The sequence below is a fragment of the Variovorax sp. MHTC-1 genome, from assembly GCF_003984645.1.
Taxonomy (GTDB): domain Bacteria; phylum Pseudomonadota; class Gammaproteobacteria; order Burkholderiales; family Burkholderiaceae_C; genus Variovorax.
On sequence record NZ_RWKI01000001.1, the window covers coordinates 480461 to 500959 of the forward strand.

A 20499-nucleotide genomic window follows, 5' to 3' on the forward strand; every position below is an offset into this window, starting at 1 on the left:
GACATGACCCAGGACTTCGACAACTTCGTCGGCACCCGTGCCGTCTCCAAGCAGCACGTTTTCGACGTCGATGCGCTGACCGCCTGGCTCGACAAGAACCTCGACGGCTTCAAGGGGCCGCTCACGGTGGAGATGTTCAAGGGCGGACAGTCCAATCCGACCTACAAGCTGGTCACGCCGACTCAAAGCTACGTGATGCGCGCCAAGCCCGGCCCCGTCGCCAAGCTGCTGCCTTCGGCCCATGCGGTCGAGCGCGAGTTCAAGGTCATGAGCGGCCTGGCCGGCACTGGCGTGCCGGTGCCGCGGATGCACTGCCTGTGCGAAGACGAAGCCGTCATCGGGCGTGCCTTCTACGTCATGGAGTTCATGGCCGGCCGCGTGCTGTGGGACCAGTCGCTGCCCGGCATGAGCAATGCCGAGCGCGCCGCCATCTACGACGAGATGAACCGCGTCATCGCGGCCCTGCACACCGTGAAGTTCGCCGAGCGCGGCCTGGCCGACTACGGCAAGCCCGGCAATTATTTCGAGCGCCAGATCGGCCGCTGGAGCAAGCAGTATGTGGCCTCGATCACGCAGCCCATCCCCGAGATGGACCGCCTGATGGAATGGCTGCCCGCGCACATTCCGGCCAGTGCACGCGACGAGAAGATGACCTCGATCGTGCATGGCGACTACCGGCTCGACAACCTGATGTTCCACGCCACCGAGCCGCGCGCGATCGCGGTGCTCGACTGGGAGCTCTCGACGCTGGGCCACCCGCTGGCCGATTTCAGCTACCACTGCATGTCCTGGCACATCGCGCCGGGCTCGTTCCGCGGCATCGGCGGCCTCGATCTGAAGAGCCTCGGCATTCCGACCGAGAGCGAATACATCCGCAAGTACTGCGATCGCACCGGGATCACGACGCCCGAGGCGCTCGCGACCGACTGGAACTTCTACCAGGCCTACAACCTGTTCCGCATGGCCGCGATCCTGCAAGGCATTGCCAAGCGGGTCGAGGCCGGTACCGCATCGAGCGAGCAAGCCGTGGCCTCGGGCCGCGGTGCGCGACCGATGGCCGAGATGGCCTGGCAATTCGCAGAAAAAGCATGAGCCCCCCGGCTTTTCACTTCGCTTCGCTGCGTGTAGTTCGCCACCCCTCGAGGGGGAGGCGCGGCTCGCCTTGGGGCGGCCCGGCGGCGGCCGCCTAAACGTTCACTCACCCAGGAGACACCATGGATTTCGAGTATTCGGCCAAGACCAAGGACTTGCAGAAGCGCGTCACCGCCTTCATGGAAGACCACATCTACCCGGCGGAAGCCGAGTACGCGGCTGAACTGGCCGCCAACACCGCGGCCGGCAAGCGCTGGACTGCCCTCAAGACCGTCGAGAAGCTCAAGCAGAAGGCGAAGACCCAGGGCCTTTGGAACCTGTTCCTGCCGGTCGACAGCGCTGCTGCATCGGGCTACGAAGGCGCCGGCCTCACCAACCAGGAATACGCGCCGCTGGCCGAGATCATGGGCCGCGTGCCATGGGCCAGCGAGGCCTTCAACTGCTCGGCGCCCGACACCGGCAACATGGAAACCATTGCGCGCTACGGCTCGGACGAGATCAAGGCACGCTGGCTCAAGCCGCTGCTGGAGGGCGAGATCCGCTCAGCCTTCGCGATGACCGAGCCCGAGGTCGCATCGAGCGACGCCACCAACATCGCCACCCGCGTCGAGCGGCAAGGCGACGAGTACGTGATCAACGGCCACAAGTGGTGGATCTCCGGCGCGGCCGATCCGCGCTGCGCGGTCTTCATCACGATGGGCAAGAGCGACCCGGAGGCGCCGCGCCACTCGCAGCAGAGCATGATCGTGGTGCCGGCCGATGCCAAGGGCATCCGTATCGTGCGCCCGCTCAACGTGATGGGCTACGACGATGCGCCGCACGGCCACGTCGAGATGTACTTCGAGAACGTGCGCGTGCCGGCCGGCAACATGCTGCTCGGCGAGGGGCGCGGCTTCGAGATCGCGCAGGGCCGCCTGGGCCCGGGACGCATCCACCACTGCATGCGCCTGATCGGCCTGGCCGAGCGCGCGCTCGAGCTGATGTGTAAGCGCGCGTCGTCACGCGTGGCATTCGGCAAGTCCGTCGCCTCGCAGACCGTGACGCAGGAACGCATCGCCGAAGCGCGCTGCAAGATCGACATGGCGCGGCTGCTGACGCTGAAGGCCGCCTGGCTGATGGATGTGGCCGGCAACAAGGTCGCCAAGAACGAGATCGCGATGATCAAGGTGGTTGCGCCGAGCATGGCTTGCCAGGTGATCGACTGGGCCATGCAGGTGCACGGCGGCGGCGGCATGTCCGACGACTTCCCGCTCGCCTACGCCTATGTGGGCGCGCGCGCCCTGCGCTTCGCCGACGGTCCGGACGAGGTGCACCGCAATGCGATCGCCAAGTGGGAACTGGGCAAGTACGGCACCGGCAAGGGCGACGCCGAAATGCCCGTCACGCGCTTCTGATCAGAGCTTCTTCTGCAGGAACATGGCCGAGCCGAAGGCCGGGTCGAGCTGGTAGCCGGCAAAGCCTTCGCGCTTGTAGGCACGCAGCGCGCTCCGGTTGCCCGACAGCACCTCGAGCGTGAGCTTGCACGCGCCGCGCGCGCGGGCCTCTTCCTCGACGCGCATCAGCATGCGCTGCGCGACCCGCTGGCCGCGGTGGCTGGCCAGCACGACCACGTCATGCACATTGACCAGGGGCTTGCAGGCGAAGGTCGAGAAGCCTTCGATGCAGTTGACGAGGCCGATGGGCAGGTCGCCGTCGCAGGCCAGCACGCTGAAGGCCTGCGGCCGTGCCGCCAGCGCCTCGGGCAGTTCGGCCAGCACCTCGGGCGCCAGCGGCGTGCCACCGCCGGCGGGATCGCGCGCATAGCTGTCCAGCAGATCGACCAGCGCACGCGCATGCGCGGGGTTGCGGTAGTCCGCGAGCAGGATGTCGATCACGCGCTTCAACCCGCCTCGACAGCCGCCACCAGGCGTTTCGCGCAGGCCTCGGCCTGCGCCGCGTCGCGCGCCTCGACCATCACGCGCAGCAGCGGCTCGGTGCCGCTGGCGCGGATCAGCACGCGCCCTGCATCGCCCAATTCGGCCTCGGCGCGCCGGGTTTCGGCCGCCAGTGCCCGATTCGATTTCCAGTCCTGCCCTTGGGCCAAGCGGACGTTGATGAGGGTCTGCGGAAAGAGCGTGACGTCGGCCAGCAGTTCGTCCACGCGCTTGCCGCTGCGCTGGCAAGCTTGCAGCACCTGCAGCGCGCTCACGATGCCGTCGCCGGTCGTGTGGCGGTCGAGCGCGAGCAGGTGGCCGGAGCCCTCGCCACCGAGTAGCCAGCGGCGCTTTTCGAGCTCTTCCAGCACGTAGCGGTCGCCCACGCGGGCGCGAACGAACTCGATGCCCTGGCCGCGCAGCGCCATCTCGACGGCCTTGTTGGTCATCAGGGTGCCGACCACGCCCGTCGGCTTCTCGCCGCGCGCGATGCGCTCCATCACCATCAGGTAGAGAAGCTCGTCGCCATTGAACAGGCGCCCGCTTGCGTCCACGAGTTGGAGGCGATCGGCATCGCCATCGAGCGCAATGCCGTAGTGCGCGCCCTGCGTCCGCACCGCGTCGATCAACGCCTGGGGATGCGTGGCGCCGAAGCCCTTGTTGATGTTCAGGCCGTCCGGTGCGCAGCCGATGCTGACCACGTCGGCACCGAGCTCATGGAACACCTGCGGCGCCACCTGGTAGGCCGCGCCGTGGGCGCCGTCGACCACCAGCTTCAGACCGCGCAGCGTGAGGTCGTTGGCAAAAGTGCTTTTGCAGAACTCGGTGTAGCGGCCCGGCGCATCGTTGAGCCGGCGCGCCTTGCCGAGCTGCGCCGAATCGGCCCAGACGGGCGGCTCTTCGAGCGCGGCCTCGACCGCCAGCTCCCATTCGTCGCTGAGCTTGGTGCCATGCGCGCTGAAGAACTTGATGCCGTTATCCGGATAGGCGTTGTGGCTGGCGCTGATCACCACGCCCAGACTGGCCCGCTGGGCACGCGTCAGGTAGGCCACGCCCGGCGTCGGCAGCGGCCCCAGCAGAACCACATCGACGCCGGCCGAGTTGAACCCCGATTCGAGCGCCGACTCCAGCATGTAGCCAGAGATGCGCGTGTCCTTGCCGATCAGCACGGCCGGTCGCGCTTCCGTCTTCTTGAGCACGCGGCCGACGGCATGCGCGAGCCGCAGCACGAAGTCCGGCGTGATCGGCGCCTGGCCGACCGTGCCGCGGATGCCATCGGTACCGAAATATTTTCTTGTCATGGATATGGCTCCTGTCGTGCTTGTTGTTCTTGTCTCATGGCGCGCCATACGGCCAGCGCGGCGGTCGTTTCGCGCACATCATGCACGCGCAAGATGGAGGCGCCGCGCTCGACGGCCAGGACCGCCGCCGCCACGCTGGGCACGATGCGCTCGGCCGCCGACTCGATGCCGGTGACGGCGCCGAGCGACGACTTGCGCGACCAGCCGATCAGGAGCGGCCAGCCGGCGGCGAGCAGTTCCTGCTGGCGTGCGAGCAAGGCGAAATTCTGCGCCACGGTCTTGCCGAAGCCGATGCCCGGGTCGAGCACGATGCGATCCGCACCGACGCCCAGCGCCAGCAGTTCCTTCGCACCCTGCGTCAGGAAGGCATGCACCGCGGGCAGCACGTCGCCCTCCATCGGCGCCGCCTGCATGGTTTGAGGGTCGCGATGCATGTGCATCAGGCAGACGCCGCACGAGGGATGCGCCGCCACGGCCTCGCGCGCGCCGGGCCGGCGCAGCGCCCAGACGTCGTTGATGATGTCGGCGCCGAGCTCCAGCACCGCGCGCATCAGCTCGGGCTTGTAGGTATCGACCGAGACCGGCACGCCCAGTTTCACTGCCTCGCGCACCACCGGGAGCACACGGTCCAGTTCCTCGGCCAGCGGCACCGCAGGACTGCCGGGCCGCGTGGACTCGCCGCCGATGTCCAGGATGTCGGCGCCCTCTTCGACCAGTTGAACGCAGTGCCGCACGGCGGCCTCGGTCGAGGCATGTGCACCGCCGTCGGAAAAGGAATCGGGCGTGACGTTGACGATGCCCATCACGCGCGGCTGCGCGAGGTCGATGGCAAAGCGCGTCGTGCGCCAGATCGTCATACACCCTTTCAAAGAAAAAACGGGGCCAGAGGCCCCGTCGATCGGCAAAGCATCATGCTCAAGCCGCTGTCGGCGCCGGATCCGGATTCACCGCCGGCGTACCGCCATTGCCGCCGCCGCTGCCCGATGGCGGGATGCGCGGCGTCCAGTCCTTGGGCGGACGCGGTGCGCGGCCGGCCATGATGTCGTCGAGCTGCTCGGTGTCGATGGTTTCCCATTCGAGCAGCGCCTTGGCCATGGCGTGCATCTTGTCGCTGTTTTCCTCGATCAGGCGACGCGCAAGCGCGTACTGCTCGTCGATGATGCGGCGCACCTCGGCATCGACCTTCTGCATCGTCGACTCGCTCATGTTGGTCGTCTTGGTGACCGAGCGGCCGAGGAAGACTTCACCCTCGTTCTCGGCGTAGACCATCGGGCCCAGCGATTCGGTCATGCCGTAGCGCATCACCATGTCGCGCGCGATCTGCGTGGCACGCTCGAAGTCGTTGCTGGCGCCGGTGGTCATCTGGTGCATGAACACTTCTTCGGCAATGCGGCCGCCGAACAGCATGCTGATCTGGTTCAGCATGTACTCGCGGTCGTAGCTGTAGCGGTCTTGCGCCGGCAGGCTCATCGTCACGCCCAGCGCGCGGCCGCGCGGGATGATGGTGACCTTGTGCACCGGGTCGCACTTGGGCAGCAGCTTGCCGATCAGCGCGTGGCCGGACTCGTGGTAAGCCGTGTTGCGGCGCTCTTCCTCGGGCATGACCATGCTCTTGCGCTCGGGGCCCATGAAGATCTTGTCCTTGGCCTTCTCGAAGTCCTGCATCTCGACCACGCGCGCATTGCGTCGCGCGGCCATCAGCGCGGCCTCGTTGCACAGGTTGGCCAGGTCCGCGCCCGACATGCCCGGCGTGCCGCGCGCGATGATGCTCGGGTTCACGTCCTGGCCGAGTGGCACCTTGCGCATGTGCACGTTGAGGATCTGCTCGCGGCCGCGGATGTCCGGCAGCGTCACGTAGACCTGGCGGTCGAAACGGCCCGGGCGCAGCAGCGCGGCGTCCAGGATGTCGGGGCGGTTGGTCGCAGCGACCACGATCACGCCGAGGTTGGTTTCGAAGCCGTCCATCTCGACCAGCATCTGGTTGAGGGTCTGCTCGCGCTCGTCGTTGCCACCGCCCAGGCCGGCGCCGCGCTGGCGGCCGACGGCATCGATTTCATCGATGAAGATGATGCAGGGGGCGTTCTTCTTGGCGTTCTCGAACATGTCGCGCACGCGGGCCGCGCCCACGCCGACGAACATCTCGACGAAGTCCGAACCGGAAATCGAGAAGAACGGCACCTTGGCCTCGCCGGCGATGCCCTTGGCCAGCAAGGTCTTGCCGGTGCCGGGGGGGCCGACCAGCAGCAGGCCGCGCGGGATGCGGCCGCCGAGCTTCTGGAACTTGGCTGGGTCCTTCAGGAAATCGACGACTTCCTTGACTTCCTCCTTGGCCTCGTCGCAGCCTGCGACGTCGGCGAAGGTCACCTGGTTGTTGTTCTCGTCGAGCATGCGCGCCTTGCTCTTGCCGAAGCTGAAGGCGCCGCCCTTGCCGCCGCCCTGCATCTGGCGCATGAAGTAGACCCAGACGCCGATCAGCAGCAGCATCGGACCCCAGCTCACCAGCAGCGTCATGAGGAGGGAGCCTTCTTCGCGCGGCTTGACGTCGAACTTGACGTTGTTGGCGATCAGGTCGCCGACCAGGCCGCGATCGAGGTAGGTGGCCGTCGTGCGGATCTTGCGGTCGTCGTTGGTGATCGCGACGATCTCGCTGCCACCCTGGCCTTCCTGGATGGTTGCGCTCTTGATGCGGTTGCTGCGGACTTCCTCGAGGAAGTCGGAGTAACCGACATTGCCGGCACCGGCGACACCGCGGGTGTCGAACTGCTTGAACACAGTGAACAACACCATCGCAATGACGAGCCAGACGGCAACTTTGGAAAACCACTGATTGTTCAAACGAAGCTCCAGTCGAAAGCGCGTGACACGAAAACAAAAAACGCGCTAGGGCACGCAATTGGCGTTCATTTTAGGCTTTTCAACCTGCGAAATGCCGGAATTTCCCTATAGCAGCCATAGGACGTGCACGGTTTTGGGATGCCGATGCCGATTGGCACCCAGGTATCAATTCGTATCGACGTTCTTGAGCCCGATGCCGACCATGAAGGTCTCGGACGATTTGTCGCGCGAAGCCTTGGGTTTCAAGGGCTTTACCACCCTGAAGTTGCTCTTGAACAGCTGCGTCAGCTCGCTGTAGCCGCTGCCGTGGAACAACTTGGCGACCAGCGCGCCTTCCGGCTTCATGTGGTGGCGCGCGAAGTCGATTGCAAGCTCGACCAGATGCGCGACGCGGGCTGAGTCGGCCGAGGAGATGCCCGACAGGTTGGGCGCCATGTCGGACACGACGACATCGGCGAGCCGGCCGTCCATGGCTTGCGCGAGCCGCTCAAGCACCTCGGCCTCGCGGAAGTCGCCCTGCAGGAAGGTCACGCCCTCGATCGGCTCCATTGGCAGGATGTCGAGCGCGATGATCGTGCCGTCCAGTTCACCGGCCGCTGCCCCGCCGGGCGACAGCCTGCGCCGAACGTACTGGCTCCAGGCGCCGGGCGTCGAGCCCAGGTCGACCACCAGGTTGCCCGGCCGGATCAGGCCCAGCGTCTCGTCGATTTCCTTGAGCTTGTAGGCCGCGCGGGCCCGGTATCCCTCCCGCGTGGCCAGCTTCACGTAGGGGTCGTTGATGTGGTCATGCAGCCATGCCTTGTTGAGCTTCTTGGCTTTGGGTTTGGGATTCATTGACGCTCGATAATACGGGGATGCCCGCCATTCAACTTACCCCTGCGCAGCGCAAGGTGCACCGCTCCGAAGCGCACCATCTGGACCCGATCGTCATGATCGGCGGCGACGGGCTCACACCAGCCGTCAGGAAAGAAGCCGATGCCGCGCTCAAGGCTCACGGCCTCATCAAGGTACGCGTTTTCTCCGACGACCGGCCCGCCCGTGAAGCCATGCTCCAGACCCTGGCCGACGAACTGAACGCGGCGCCGATCCAGCACATCGGCAAGCTGCTCGTGCTCTGGCGCCCCATTCCCGAAAAAGAGCGCGAGATCGACGAAGACCGCATGCCGGGTCCGCGCGACGTCAAGGTGATCAAGTACAGCAAGCGCGGAGGACAGCGCCCGGAGATCAAGACCCTGCGCGTGCTCGGCAACCAGCGGCTGACGCCCGGCGGCACCATTAAGCGCGCCAAGGCCAAGAAGCCGCTGTCGGTCAAGAAACGTCGCCAGGCGGACTGAGGATGCCGATCGAGCCGACGGCAGCGCCGCAGCGTCACATCCTCTGCATGAAATGGGGCACCAAGTACGGCGCCGAGTACGTCAACCGCCTCTATGCGATGGTGCGGCGCCACCTCCGCGGCGACTTCAACTTCGTCTGCCTGACCGACAACAGCCAAGGCATCCGCAGCGAGGTCCAGTGCTTTCCGATCCCGCCGCTCGACCTCGAGCTCAAGCCGGGACAGGCGGACCGCGCCTGGAAGAAGCTGACCACCTTCGAGCAGGACCTCTACGGCCTGAGGGGCCGCGCGCTTTTCATCGATCTCGACGTGGTCGTCGTAGGCAGCCTGGACGCCTTTTTCGAGCATCCGGGCGAGTTCCTGATCATCCATGACTACGCCCGGCCCTGGCGGCGCCGGCGCATCACCGGCAACTCGTCGGTATACCGCTTCGAGCTGGGTGCACACCCCGACGTGCTGGCGCATTTCCGCCAGAACATGGACGCGGTGCAGGCCGAATATCGCAACGAGCAGGCGTACCTGTCGGACTTCATGGACCGCAAGGGCAAGCTCGCCTACTGGCCCGCCGAATGGTGCCCGAGCTTCAAGTACCACGGCATTCCGACCTGGCCCACCAACTATTGGCGCGAGCCTTTCGTGCCCGAGGGCGCGCGGATCATGGTGTTCCACGGGGAATGCAATCCGCCGGACGCGCTGGCGGGGCGGCGCAACCGGCGCTTCCGCTTCATCCGGCCGGCGCGCTGGATCACCAGCTTCTGGAAGGCCTGATCAATCGAGGCGGCGCCCCATGCGCCAGAGCAGCACGCCGGCGCACAGCCACTGGCCGAGGTACATGGCACTGCCGAGCGAGTGCCAAAGGCGAAGGTTTTCGCGCGCGAGGATCCGAGGCGCGACCGCGTATTCCTGCAGCAGGGCCAGCAGCAGCGCCACAACGATCCAACCGACCGCAGTACGTGACGACCTGTCCGCGAGATCCTCCTGGACCTTCGACCTGAAATAGGTCAAAAGCGCCAGCCCGCAGGCCAGCGCAACCCAGCTTTGGGCCGCGAACAGCCGTCCCGCGAAATTGCCCGCGAGGCTCGGATTGCCGAGTTGGGCGAACAGCATCGGCACGACCAGAAAGCCGATCGTCGTCAGGCTGCCCCACCAGAGGGCGGCCAGGAGCAGCGCGAGGCGGTCTTTCACGAAGGGCGAATCAGAGGTAGCTGACGCCGACGATCTCGTAGCGCTTGACGCCACCCGGCGCCTGCACCTCGGCGGTGTCGCCCTCCTCCTTGCCGATCAACGCGCGAGCGATCGGGCTGGAGACGTTGATGAGACCCAGCTTCAGGTCTGCTTCATCCTCGCCGACGATCTGGTACTTCACGGCCTCGCCCGTGTGCTCATCCTCGAGTTCCACGGTGGAGCCGAAGACGATCTTGCCGCCCGCATCGAGGTCCGAAGGATCGATGATCTGGGCATTCGAGAGCATGCCCTCGACCTGCTTGATGCGGCCTTCGATCCAGCCTTGGCGCTCCTTGGCGGCGTCGTAGTCCGCGTTCTCGCTGAGGTCGCCCTGGGCGCGGGCATCGGCGATCGCCGTGATGATGGCAGGCCGCTCGACGGACTTCAGTCGTTGCAGCTCGTCACGGAGTTTCTCCGCGCCGCGCTTGGTAATCGGGATGGTGGTGGCCATGTTTTGTCTCTCCAGAAAGCGAAACCGCCGAACGCTGCCGTTCGGCGGTTCATGGAAGGGAAATGATCAGACGAGTTGACGTCCAGTGAGCCGGCTCAGGATGGCGAGCGGGCTCGAATCGGGATTGTATTGCCTTGCGGCGGGCAGGTGCAGCGTCTGCTCGAGCATGTACTGGCCGGACATCACGGCATGCGAGGTCTGGTCCGAGAAGCACACCCATACCGATCCGGCCGGGAAGGCGACGGTCTGCTGCTGGGCGTTCGTCTGGTATTCCAGGTCGGACTTCATGCCGTCGTGCAACTGCAGCATCAGATGGTCGTATTCGCTGCGCAAGGACTTGGTGACGCGCAGCGCCCGCAGCAGGCGGGCCTGCCAGCGCGAGTAGGGCTTGGCGCGCGGCAGGAAGCGCTTCGCCACGGCCTCGAAGGGCTCGCCGACCCGCCAGACGCGCGGGGCGCCCTCGGGATTGACGTTGGTGAACACGCGCAGGATGCGCTCGCCGTAATTGGGACGCGACGGGAACGAGTCGATATGAAGCCGCCGATCGTCGGCCCGCCAGGACTGGACGCGTGTTTCCACCTGCGCCGGGCGGTAGCTGGTCGGCGCCAGCCGCAGGGCCGGCGTGTAGTGCGGCAGCAAGCCGTGGATCAGTTGCTGCGCCTGCGTACGAAAACGCCCGACCATCGCCGCCACGGCGCGCTGCATGTTCTCGTCGCCCACCACGCCTTTCAAGCGGCCGTTGGCATCCAGGCTGATGTTTCGCACGTCGGGCGACAACACGGCGGGCGACAGCAAGGCGCGCTCTTCCGGCAGCACGTCGAAGCCCAGCCGCGGGAAGTACAGCACCTTGCCGGCTTCGAGCGCGGCGATCCACGCCTCGTTCGGTGCAGCGCCGTTCCAGTCCGCCAGGTCGAGTTCGACGAGCTGCGTTTCCATCGACCGCCTCAGGCGAGTGCGAACTGCGCGAGTTGCGCGTGCATCTCCTGGATCGAGATCACGTCGAGTTCGTCCATGTGCCGCATGCCTTCGACCGCGGCCTCGGCGCCGAAGATGGTGGTGAAGGTGGTCACGCGGGCCAGCAGCGCCGAGGTGCGGATCTGGCGCGAGTCGGTGATCGCGTTGCGGCGCTCTTCCACAGTGTTGATGACCAGCGCGATCTCGTTGTTCTTGATCATGTCGACGATGTGCGGCCGGCCCTCGGTGACCTTGTTCACCACGGCGCAGGCGATGCCGGCCGCGTTGATGGCAGCGGCAGTGCCCTTGGTCGCGATCAGTTCGAAGCCCAGCGCAGCCAGGCCGCGCGCCACCTCGACCGCGCGTGCCTTGTCGTTGTTCTTGACAGAGATGAAGACCTTGCCCGACTTCGGCAGGTGCGTGCCGGCGCCGAGCTGCGACTTCACGAAGGCCTCGCCGAAGGTCTTGCCCACGCCCATCACTTCGCCGGTCGACTTCATCTCGGGGCCAAGAATGGTGTCCACGCCGGGGAATTTGACGAAGGGGAAGACCGCTTCCTTGACGCTGAAGTATGGGGGCGTGACTTCGCGCGTGACGCCCTGCGCCACCAGCGACTGGCCCGCCATGCAGCGCGCCGCCACCTTGGCCAGCTGAATGCCGGTGGCCTTGCTCACGTAGGGCACCGTGCGCGAGGCGCGCGGATTCACCTCGAGCACATAGATCACGTCCTGGCCGCCCTTCTCCTGTATCGCGAACTGCACGTTCATGAGGCCGACGACGTTGAGGGCCTTGGCCATGGCGGCGCTTTGCCGCTTGAGCTCGGCCACGGTGTCGGCCTTGAGGCTGTAAGGCGGCAGCGAGCAGGCAGAGTCGCCAGAGTGCACGCCGGCCTGTTCGATGTGCTCCATCACGCCGCCGATCAGGGTGTTGCCCTCGGCATCGCGCAGGCAGTCGACGTCGCATTCGACGGCGTCGTTCAGGAAGCGGTCCAGCAGCACCGGCGAATCGTTGCTGACCTTGACGGCTTCGCGCATGTAGCGCTCGAGGTCGCGCTGCTCGTGCACGATCTCCATCGCGCGGCCGCCGAGTACATAGCTCGGGCGCACCACCAGCGGATAGCCCAGCTGAGCGGCCTTCTCGAGCGCCTCGGCTTCGGTGCGCGCGGTCGCGTTCGGCGGCTGGCGCAGTTGGAGTTCGTGCAGCAGCTTCTGGAAACGCTCGCGGTCTTCGGCCGCATCGATCATGTCGGGGCTGGTGCCGATGATCGGCACGCCGTTGGCTTCGAGATCGAGCGCGAGCTTCAGCGGCGTCTGGCCGCCGTACTGCACGATCACGCCGGTGGGCTTTTCCTTGTCGACGATCTCGAGCACGTCCTCGAGTGTGAGCGGCTCGAAGTACAGGCGGTCGCTGGTGTCGTAGTCGGTCGAGACGGTCTCGGGATTGCAGTTGACCATGATGGTCTCGTAGCCGTCCTCGCGCATCGCAAGCGCGGCGTGCACGCAGCAGTAGTCGAACTCGATGCCCTGGCCGATGCGGTTGGGACCGCCGCCGAGCACCATGATCTTCTTCCTGTCCGTCGGCGCGGCTTCGCACTCGTCCTCGTAGGTCGAGTACATGTAGGCGGTATTAGTCGCAAACTCGGCCGCGCAGGTGTCGACCCGCTTGTAGACCGGGCGCACGCCGAGCGCGCGGCGCTTCTCGCGGACCGCGGTGTCGGTGGTCTTGAGCTGCCTGGCGAGACGGCGGTCCGAAAAGCCCTTCTTCTTCAGCGCGAGCAAGGTGTTCTTGTCGATGTCGTCCAGCGACTTGGTCTCGAGTTCGAGCTCGATCTTCACGATCTCCTCGATCTGGACCAGGAACCACGGGTCGATCTTGGTCAGCGCGAACACTTCATCGACGGAGAGGCCCATGGCGAAGGCATCGCCGACGTACCAGATGCGGTCGGGGCCGGGTTCGCCGAGCTCTTTCTCGAGCACTTCGCGGTCCTGCGTCTTCTCGTTGAGGCCGTCGACGCCGACTTCCAGGCCGCGCAGCGCCTTCTGGAACGACTCCTGGAAAGTCCGGCCCATGGCCATCACCTCGCCCACCGACTTCATCTGGGTCGTCAGGCGCGAATCGGCCTGCGGGAATTTCTCGAAGGCGAAGCGCGGAATCTTCGTGACCACGTAGTCGATGCTGGGCTCGAAGCTCGCGGGCGTGGCGCCGCCGGTGATCTCGTTGCGCAGTTCGTCGAGCGTGTAGCCCACGGCCAGCTTGGCCGCAACCTTGGCGATAGGGAACCCGGTGGCCTTGGAGGCCAGCGCGGAGGAGCGCGAAACGCGCGGGTTCATCTCGATCACGACCATGCGGCCGTCCTTCGGATTGATCGAGAACTGCACGTTGGAGCCGCCGGTGTCGACGCCGATCTCGCGCAGAACGGCCAGCGAGGCGTTGCGCAGGATCTGGTATTCCTTGTCCGACAGGGTCTGGGCAGGGGCGACCGTGATCGAGTCGCCGGTGTGCACGCCCATCGGATCGAGGTTCTCGATCGAGCAGACGATGATGCAGTTGTCCGCCTTGTCGCGCACCACTTCCATCTCGTACTCTTTCCAGCCGAGCAGCGACTCTTCGATCAGCAGTTCGTTGGTCGGCGAGGCTTCCAGGCCGCGCTTGCAGATGGTCTCGAACTCTTCCGGGTTGTAGGCGATGCCGCCGCCGGTGCCGCCGAGCGTGAAGCTGGGGCGGATGACCACCGGGAAGCCGACCGTCTTCTGCACCGCCCAGGCTTCGTCGAGCGAGTGGGCGATGCCCGAGCGCGCCGAGCCCAGGCCGATCTTGGTCATTGCGTCCTTGAACTTCAGCCTGTCTTCGGCCTTGTCGATGGCCTCGGGCGTGGCGCCGATCAGCTCGACCTTGTACTTGTCGAGCACGCCGTTGCGCCAGAGATCGAGCGCGCAGTTGAGTGCAGTCTGCCCGCCCATGGTCGGCAGGATCGCGTCAGGCCGCTCCTTGGCGATGATCTTCTCGACCGTCTGCCAGGTGATCGGCTCGATGTAGATGACGTCGGCCGTGGCTGGGTCGGTCATGATCGTCGCGGGGTTGCTGTTGATCAGGATGACCTTGTAGCCCTCCTCGCGCAGCGCCTTGCAGGCCTGTACGCCGGAGTAGTCGAACTCGCAGGCCTGGCCGATGATGATCGGGCCGGCGCCGATGATGAGAACGCTTTGGAGGTCGGTACGCTTAGGCATTCTTCTGTCCTTCTTTGTGACTTTGCATGAGTGCCGTGAAGCGGTCGAACAGGTAGCCGATGTCGTGCGGCCCGGGCGAGGCCTCGGGGTGGCCCTGGAAGCAGAAGGCCGGCTTGTCGGTGCGCGCCAGGCCTTGCAGCGTGTTGTCGAACAGACTGATGTGGGTCGGCCGCAGGTTGGCAGGCAGCGTCTTTTCGTCGACCGCGAAACCGTGGTTCTGGCTGGTGATGCTCACGCGGCCGTTGTCCAGGTCTTTCACGGGATGGTTGGCGCCATGGTGGCCGAACTTCATCTTGAAGGTCTTCGCGCCAGAGGCGAGCGCCATGATTTGGTGGCCGAGGCAGATGCCGAAGACCGGAATGCCGGTTTCGATCAACTCGCGCGTGGCTTCGATCGCGTAGTCGCAGGGCTCGGGGTCGCCCGGGCCGTTGGCCAGGAAGACCCCGTCCGGACGCAGCTTGAGCACGTCGGCCGCGGGCGTCTGGGCCGGCACCACCGTGATGCGCGCGCCGCGCTGGGCGATCATGCGCAGGATGTTCTTCTTGACGCCGTAGTCGAAGGCAACGACGTGGAACTTGGGCGTGATCTGCACGCCGTAGCCCGGCTTGCCGTCCACATGCACGAGTTTCCACTCGGTCTGCGTCCATTCGTAGGTCTGCTTGACCGACACCACCTTGGCCAGATCGAGGCCGGACATGCTGGGTGCAGCCTTGGCACTGGCCACCGCCTTGTCGATCAGCGCCTGCGTCACGCTTTCGCCCGCTGCGAGGCCGAGGATGCAGCCGTTCTGGGCACCGTTCGTGCGCAGATGGCGCGTGAGCTTGCGCGTGTCGATGTTCGCGATGGCGACCGTATTGCCGCGCACCAGGTAATCGGTGAGCGTCGCGGTCATGCGGAAGTTGGACGCGAGCAGCGGCAGGTCCTTGATGATCAAGCCCGCGGCATGGATCTTGTCGGCCTCGATGTCTTCCTCGTTGACGCCGTAGTTGCCGATGTGCGGATACGTGAGCGTCACGATCTGCTGGCAATAGCTCGGGTCGGTCAGGATTTCCTGGTAACCGGTCATGGCGGTGTTGAACACCACTTCGCCGGTGGTGGCGCCTTGGGCGCCGATCGAGTTGCCGAGAAAGACCGTGCCGTCTGCAAGCGCCAGGATGGCGGGCGGGAAATTTCCCTTGAGAGACAAAAGCACTGGGATCTCCGGATGGATGACGCCCAAAGCGAACCCAAGAAGTGACTTTGGGCTGCGACTTTCGTCGAGGAGTTGGCTTGCGTGCGCTGTGGGCGGGGTGTGAGCGGGAAAGCCCTTGATTATAGCCGGCGCAGGCTTATCCCTTGGCCGCGGCGGCACTCGCATGCAGGCAGATCGCCGCCGCCGCCGCGACGTTGAGCGACTCCTCGCCACCCGGCTGCGCAATGCGCACCTGCCGGGCCGCGCGCGCCTCCAGGACGGCGGAGACGCCCTGCCCTTCGTGCCCCATCAGCCAGGCGCAAGGGTACGGCAGCTGCGTGCGATGCAGCCAGTCGCCATGGTGCGAACTGGTGGCGATCCAGGGCACGGCCAGCGCATCGAGCATCTCGACGTCCGCGCCCTCGATCAGCCGCAGTCCGAAGTGGGCGCCCATGCCGGCGCGCAGGACCTTGGGCGCCCACAGCGCAGCAGTGCCCTTGAGCGCAATCACCTGGCCGAAGCCGAAGGCCGCCGCGCTGCGCAGGATGGAGCCGACATTGCCGGCGTCTTGCAGGCGGTCGAGCACTACCGTGGGTGCATCGGGCGCGAGCGGCGATGGCGCCGGCAGATCGAGCACGAAGCCCATCGGGGCGGGGGATTCCAGGCCGCTCACGCCGGCGAGCAAGGCGTCGGCCAGCACCACGGTCTTGGCCGCCGCCCCGCTCCATTCGGAGCGCGCCGAAGGCCACAGCGACTCGGCAAAGACCGCCACGGCCGGCCGGACGCCGCGCTCGCGCGCCGCCCGGCAGAGGTGATCGCCCTCGAGCCAGATGCGGCCCGCCTTGCGGTAGGCGCCCGGGTCATGCGCCAGCTTGCGCAGTTCCTTCAGGAGCGGGTTGTCCCGCGACGTGATGTGGCTGACCTCGTCCGCGGTCATTGGGAGATCCGCACCTCGATCTGGGTGGTTTCCGCGACCATCCCGCTCAGCATCGCCGCCGTGATGGGCTCCGCCTGCCCCGCCGCGCCTGCGAGCACGGCAGCGACCGGGCTGAAGGATCTGCGGTGGTGCACGCAAGCGCCGTGACGCAGCAGCGCCTCAAGGTGCTCGGGCGTGCCGTAGCCTTTATGGCCTGCGAAGCCGTAGTGCGGGAATTCGGCATGCAGATCCTGGCAGAGCCTGTCGCGGTGCACCTTGGCCAGGATCGAGGCAGCCGAGATCGCCTTGACCCGCGCGTCGCCTCCGATGACGGCCTCGGCCAGCACGTCGAGCGTGGGCAGCCGGTTGCCGTCCACCAACACCTTGGCCGGCTTGAGCCGCAGCCCTTCGACCGCCCGCCGCATGGCGAGCATCGTGGCCTGCAGGATGTTGTGGGTGTCGATCTCCTCGACACTGGCCTGGGCGACCGAGCAGCACAGCGCCTTGGCCAGGATCTGGTCGTTCAGGCGCTCGCGCTGCAGCGCGGTCAGGGTCTTCGAATCGGCCAGCCCGCGGATCGGCCGCAGGTCGTCGAGGATCACGGCCGCGGCCACGACCGGCCCGGCCAGCGGGCCGCGGCCAGCCTCGTCGACGCCGGCCAAAAGCCCGGGCGCATCCCACGCCAGCCTGGCCTGCTCAGCCTTCAAGAACTTTCTGGATCGCATCGGCGCACAGTGTCGGCGTATCGCGCTGCAATTCGGCATGCAGCGTGCAAAAACGTTGTTGCAAGGCGTGAACCTTGTCCGGGGAAGCGAGCCAGGCGAGCGTCGCATCGGCCATCGCCTGCGGGGTCGCCGCCTCCTGCAGCAGCTCGGGCACGACGAACTCGCCGCACAGGATGTTCGGCAGGCCCACCCAGGGCTGCAGCTGCTTGCGGCGCATGAGCGCCCACGACAGCCGATTCATGTTGTAGGCAATCACCATCGGCCGCTTGAACAGCGCGGCTTCGAGCGTCGCGGTTCCGCTGGCAATCAGGGTGGCGTCGCAGGCCGCGAGCGCGGCGTGCGAACGGCCGTCGAGCAGTTTCACGCGGCCGGCCATGCCGCTGGCCTGCAGCAGTTGCTCGACCTGGTCCCGAAGGCCCGGCAGCACGGGGACGATGAACTGGAGTTCAGGCCGGGCGCGCAGCATCAACGCGGCCGCTTCGAAAAAGCTAGCAGCGAGGTAGTGGATCTCCGAACGCCGGCTGCCCGGCAGCAAGGCGACGACCGGCGCATGCGCGTCCAGTCCCAACGAGGAGCGTGTGCCGGCCTGGTCGGGCGTCATCGGGATCACATTGGCGATCGGATGGCCGACGTAGCTTGCCTCGATCCCGTGTTCGGCCAGCAGCGCGGGCTCGAACGGAAAAATGCACAGCACATGGTCCGCCGCCGTGCGCAGCTTCTGCACGCGCTCCGGGCGCCAGGCCCAGATCGAAGGGCAGACGAAATGCGCCGTCTTCATGCCGCGGGCCCGCAGGGCTGCTTCGAGATCCAGGTTGAAATCCGGCGCATCGACGCCGATGAAGAGTTCGGGCCGCTCGAGCAGCAGCCGGGCGCGGAGCTGGCGCCGGATGCCGGCGATCTCGGCGTAGTGGCGCAGCACCTCGACATAGCCGCGCACAGCCAGCTTTTCCTGCGGCCACCAGCTTTCGAAGCCGCGCGCGAGCATCTGCGGGCCGCCGATACCGATCGACTTCATGGCCGGCCAGCGCGCCTGCAGGCCATCGAGCAACAGCCCCGCCAGCAGGTCGCCCGAGGGCTCGCCTGCGACCAGTGCGAACTGCCGCTGTGTGTCGGACATGCAGCGCCTAACGCGCGATGCCGCGCGTGGCAGTGGACAGGAAGCCGCTCATCAGCGCGACGTCGGCGGCCGATGCGGGCACCTCGACGGCCAGCGCCTCGATCCCTGCGCGGGCTTCCTCGAGCGTCTTGCCCTGGCGGTAGAGCAGCCGGTGCATCTGCTTCACTGCTGCGATCCGTGCCGCGGAGAAGTCGCGGCGACGCAGGCCGACCACATTGAAGCCGCGTACTGCGAGCGGGTTGCCGTCGACCAGCATGAAAGGCGGCACGTCCTGCGCCACCGCGCTGGCGAAGCCGATCATCGCGTGGGCGCCGACCGAGACGAACTGATGGATGCCGGTCAGACCACCCACCGTCACCCAGTCCGCCAGGTGAACGTGCCCCGCGAGCGTCGTGTTGTTGGCGAGCGTGGTGTGGTCGTCGACGCGGCAGTCATGCGCGATGTGCGTGTAGGCCATGATCCAGTTGTCGCTGCCAACGCGCGTCACGCCGCCGGCACCCGGTACGCCGATGTTGAAGGTGCAGAACTCGCGGATCGTGTTGCGGTCGCCGATCACGAGCTCGGTCGGCTCGCCCGCGTACTTCTTGTCCTGGGGGATGGCGCCCAGCGATGCGAACTGGAAGATGCGGTTGTCGCGGCCGATGGTGGTGCGGCCCTCGATCACGCAATGCGACCCAATCGTGGTGCCGGCGCCGACCCGCACATGCGGGCCGATCACAGCATAGGGGCCGACACTGACCGTCGGGTCGAGTTCGGCCTTGGGGTCGATGATGGCCGTCGGATGAACCTGCGTCATGCCTCGAGCACGATCAATTGATCTGGCGCATCGCGCACATCAAGGTGGCCTCGCAGGCCAGCTCGCTGCCGACCAGCGCGCGCCCCTTGAACTTCGAGATGCCGGCCTTCATGCGCTCGATCTCGACCTCGAGCGTGAGCTGGTCGCCCGGCTCCACCGGGCGCTTGAAGCGCGCGCCGTCGATGGCTGCGAAGTAGTACACGGTGTTGTCGTCCGGCACGATGTCCAGCGAGTGGAAGGAAAGCAAGGCGGCGGCCTGCGCCATCGCCTCGAGCATCAGCACGCCAGGCATCACCGGACGGTGCGGGAAGTGGCCGTTGAAGAACGGCTCGTTCATGGTCACGTTCTTGAGCGCGGTGATGCGCTTGCCCTTTTCCATCTCGAGCACGCGGTCTACCAGCAGGAAGGGGTAGCGGTGCGGCAGTAGTTTGAGGATCTGATGGATGTCGAGCGTCATGATTTTCTGTCTTGCACCACCGGTTTTTCAAGCGCCTTCAGGCGCTCGCGCAGAGCGTGCAGTTGTTTGAGCGTGGCGGCGTTTTTCTCCCAGGCGGCATTGTCGTCGATGGGAAACATGCCGGTGTACTGGCCGGGCTTGAGAATGGACCGGGTCACCACCGTCGCGGCCGAAATGTGCACCCCGTCGGCCAGCTTCAGGTGGCCGAGCACAATCGCGCCGCCCCCGATGGTGCAGTTCGCACCAATGTCCGCGCTGCCCGCCACGCCGACACAGCCCGCCATCGCAGTGTGCTTGCCGACGCGGACGTTGTGACCGATCTGGATCAGGTTGTCGAGCTTGACGCCGTCCTCGATCACGGTGTCCTCGAGCGCGCCGCGGTCGATGCAGGTGTTCGCGCCAATCTCCACGTCGTCGCCGATGCGCACCGCGCCGAGCTGCTCGATCTTGACCCAGGCGCCTTCGTGCGGCGCGAGCCCGAAGCCGTCGGCGCCGACGACCACGCCGGGATGCAGCAGGCAACGCGCGCCGACGACGCAGTCCTCGCTCACCGTTACCCTGGACTTCAGCACCGTCTGCGCGCCGATGCGCGCGCCGCGCTCGATCACGCACAGCGCGCCGATGAGGGCGCTGGGGTCGATCTGCGCATCGGGGTCGATCACCGCGCTCGGATGGATGCGCGCGCCGGCCGGCCTGGCGTGAGACTTCTTCCAGAGCTGGGTCAGCTGCGCGAAATAAAGGTACGGGTCGGCCGTCACGATGAAGGCGCCGCGCTGCGCCGCGAGTTCCCGCATGGCGGGCGACACGATAACGCAGCCGGCCTGCGAGGCGGCGAGTTCCTTGCGGTACTTTGGATGACTCAGGAAGCTGAGCGCATCGGCCTGCGCCGTCGCCAGCGGCGCTAGCCGCTCGATCGACAGCGCGGGGTCACCTTGCAGTTCGCCCCCGAGGGCTTCAACGATTGCGCCTAGCCGCAGTGCCACGCCG

The 20499-nt window shown here is 66.4% G+C and carries 20 protein-coding genes; 4 read left to right on the top strand and 16 right to left on the bottom strand.

Going from position 1 to position 20499, the window contains the following annotated elements:
• Positions 1 to 3 precede the first annotated feature (3 nt).
• The gene (locus tag EJI01_RS02275) at positions 4 to 1092 is read left to right on the top strand and encodes a phosphotransferase (RefSeq protein ID WP_126835478.1); all 1089 of its coding nucleotides are present in this window, start codon (positions 4 to 6) and stop codon (positions 1090 to 1092) included.
• 122 nt (positions 1093 to 1214) lie between these two features.
• Positions 1215 to 2486, top strand: a complete 1272-nt coding sequence (locus EJI01_RS02280; RefSeq protein WP_126835479.1) for an acyl-CoA dehydrogenase family protein — start codon at positions 1215 to 1217, stop codon at positions 2484 to 2486.
• Here EJI01_RS02280 and EJI01_RS02285 read toward each other — a convergent pair whose 3' ends face one another.
• The 5 genes from EJI01_RS02285 to EJI01_RS02305 form a co-directional block, all read right to left on the bottom strand.
• On the bottom strand, positions 2487 to 2975 hold the full coding sequence (locus tag EJI01_RS02285; RefSeq protein ID WP_409513923.1) for a GNAT family N-acetyltransferase: 489 nt from the start codon (positions 2973 to 2975) through the stop codon (positions 2487 to 2489).
• Positions 2972 to 4306 carry a phosphoglucosamine mutase gene (glmM, locus tag EJI01_RS02290; RefSeq protein ID WP_126835480.1) on the bottom strand — a complete coding sequence of 445 codons (1335 nt, stop codon included), beginning with the start codon at positions 4304 to 4306 and terminating at the stop codon, positions 2972 to 2974. Before glmM ends, EJI01_RS02285 begins: the two co-directional genes overlap by 4 nt.
• Positions 4303 to 5163 (bottom strand): dihydropteroate synthase, encoded by an 861-nt coding sequence (gene folP / locus EJI01_RS02295; RefSeq protein ID WP_260602275.1) that lies wholly within the window; start codon positions 5161 to 5163, stop codon positions 4303 to 4305. Before folP ends, glmM begins: the two co-directional genes overlap by 4 nt.
• Before the next feature lie 58 nt (positions 5164 to 5221).
• Positions 5222 to 7141, bottom strand: a complete 1920-nt coding sequence (ftsH, locus tag EJI01_RS02300) for an ATP-dependent zinc metalloprotease FtsH (protein WP_126835481.1) — start codon at positions 7139 to 7141, stop codon at positions 5222 to 5224.
• Between the two features lie 165 nt (positions 7142 to 7306).
• Entirely contained in the window at positions 7307 to 7975 is a 669-nt protein-coding gene (locus EJI01_RS02305; protein ID WP_126835482.1) for an RlmE family RNA methyltransferase, read from the bottom strand.
• Positions 7976 to 7995: 20 nt separating this feature from the next.
• On the opposite strand from EJI01_RS02305, the gene EJI01_RS02310 reads away from it, so the two are divergent.
• Both EJI01_RS02310 and EJI01_RS02315 read left to right on the top strand, forming a co-directional pair.
• Positions 7996 to 8475, top strand: a complete 480-nt coding sequence (locus EJI01_RS02310; protein ID WP_126835483.1) for a YhbY family RNA-binding protein — start codon at positions 7996 to 7998, stop codon at positions 8473 to 8475.
• Between the two features lie 2 nt (positions 8476 to 8477).
• Positions 8478 to 9242 carry a glycosyltransferase gene (locus EJI01_RS02315; protein ID WP_126835484.1) on the top strand — a complete coding sequence of 255 codons (765 nt, stop codon included), beginning with the start codon at positions 8478 to 8480 and terminating at the stop codon, positions 9240 to 9242.
• Here EJI01_RS02315 and EJI01_RS02320 read toward each other — a convergent pair whose 3' ends face one another.
• The 11 genes from EJI01_RS02320 to lpxD form a co-directional block, all read right to left on the bottom strand.
• Positions 9243 to 9659, bottom strand: a complete 417-nt coding sequence (locus EJI01_RS02320) for a DUF4149 domain-containing protein (RefSeq protein WP_126835485.1) — start codon at positions 9657 to 9659, stop codon at positions 9243 to 9245.
• Between the two features lie 10 nt (positions 9660 to 9669).
• Positions 9670 to 10149 carry a transcription elongation factor GreA gene (gene greA / locus EJI01_RS02325; RefSeq protein ID WP_126835486.1) on the bottom strand — a complete coding sequence of 160 codons (480 nt, stop codon included), beginning with the start codon at positions 10147 to 10149 and terminating at the stop codon, positions 9670 to 9672.
• Between the two features lie 66 nt (positions 10150 to 10215).
• Positions 10216 to 11085, bottom strand: coding sequence for a Kdo hydroxylase family protein (locus EJI01_RS02330; RefSeq protein ID WP_126835487.1), 870 nt, complete (start codon positions 11083 to 11085; stop codon positions 10216 to 10218).
• An 8-nt stretch (positions 11086 to 11093) separates the two neighbouring features.
• Positions 11094 to 14330, bottom strand: a complete 3237-nt coding sequence (carB, locus tag EJI01_RS02335) for a carbamoyl-phosphate synthase large subunit (protein WP_126835488.1) — start codon at positions 14328 to 14330, stop codon at positions 11094 to 11096.
• Entirely contained in the window at positions 14323 to 15522 is a 1200-nt protein-coding gene (gene carA, locus EJI01_RS02340; protein ID WP_126835489.1) for a glutamine-hydrolyzing carbamoyl-phosphate synthase small subunit, read from the bottom strand. The genes carB and carA overlap by 8 nt, the downstream gene beginning before the upstream one ends.
• A 136-nt stretch (positions 15523 to 15658) precedes the next feature.
• Positions 15659 to 16438 (bottom strand): TrmH family RNA methyltransferase, encoded by a 780-nt coding sequence (locus tag EJI01_RS02345; RefSeq protein WP_126835490.1) that lies wholly within the window; start codon positions 16436 to 16438, stop codon positions 15659 to 15661.
• Positions 16435 to 17142 (bottom strand): ribonuclease HII, encoded by a 708-nt coding sequence (gene rnhB, locus EJI01_RS02350; RefSeq protein WP_260602276.1) that lies wholly within the window; start codon positions 17140 to 17142, stop codon positions 16435 to 16437. Before rnhB ends, EJI01_RS02345 begins: the two co-directional genes overlap by 4 nt.
• A complete protein-coding gene (lpxB, locus tag EJI01_RS02355) occupies positions 17114 to 18259 on the bottom strand; it encodes a lipid-A-disaccharide synthase (RefSeq protein ID WP_185878787.1) in 1146 nt (381 codons plus the stop codon). Before lpxB ends, rnhB begins: the two co-directional genes overlap by 29 nt.
• Positions 18260 to 18266: 7 nt before the next feature.
• Positions 18267 to 19055 (bottom strand): acyl-ACP--UDP-N-acetylglucosamine O-acyltransferase, encoded by a 789-nt coding sequence (lpxA, locus tag EJI01_RS02360; protein WP_126835491.1) that lies wholly within the window; start codon positions 19053 to 19055, stop codon positions 18267 to 18269.
• A 13-nt stretch (positions 19056 to 19068) separates the two neighbouring features.
• Positions 19069 to 19512: a 3-hydroxyacyl-ACP dehydratase FabZ gene (fabZ, locus tag EJI01_RS02365; protein ID WP_076997069.1), complete on the bottom strand. Its 444-nt coding sequence runs from the start codon at positions 19510 to 19512 to the stop codon at positions 19069 to 19071.
• Entirely contained in the window at positions 19509 to 20495 is a 987-nt protein-coding gene (gene lpxD, locus EJI01_RS02370) for a UDP-3-O-(3-hydroxymyristoyl)glucosamine N-acyltransferase (RefSeq protein WP_126835492.1), read from the bottom strand. The genes fabZ and lpxD overlap by 4 nt, the downstream gene beginning before the upstream one ends.
• Positions 20496 to 20499: the final 4 nt, after the last annotated feature.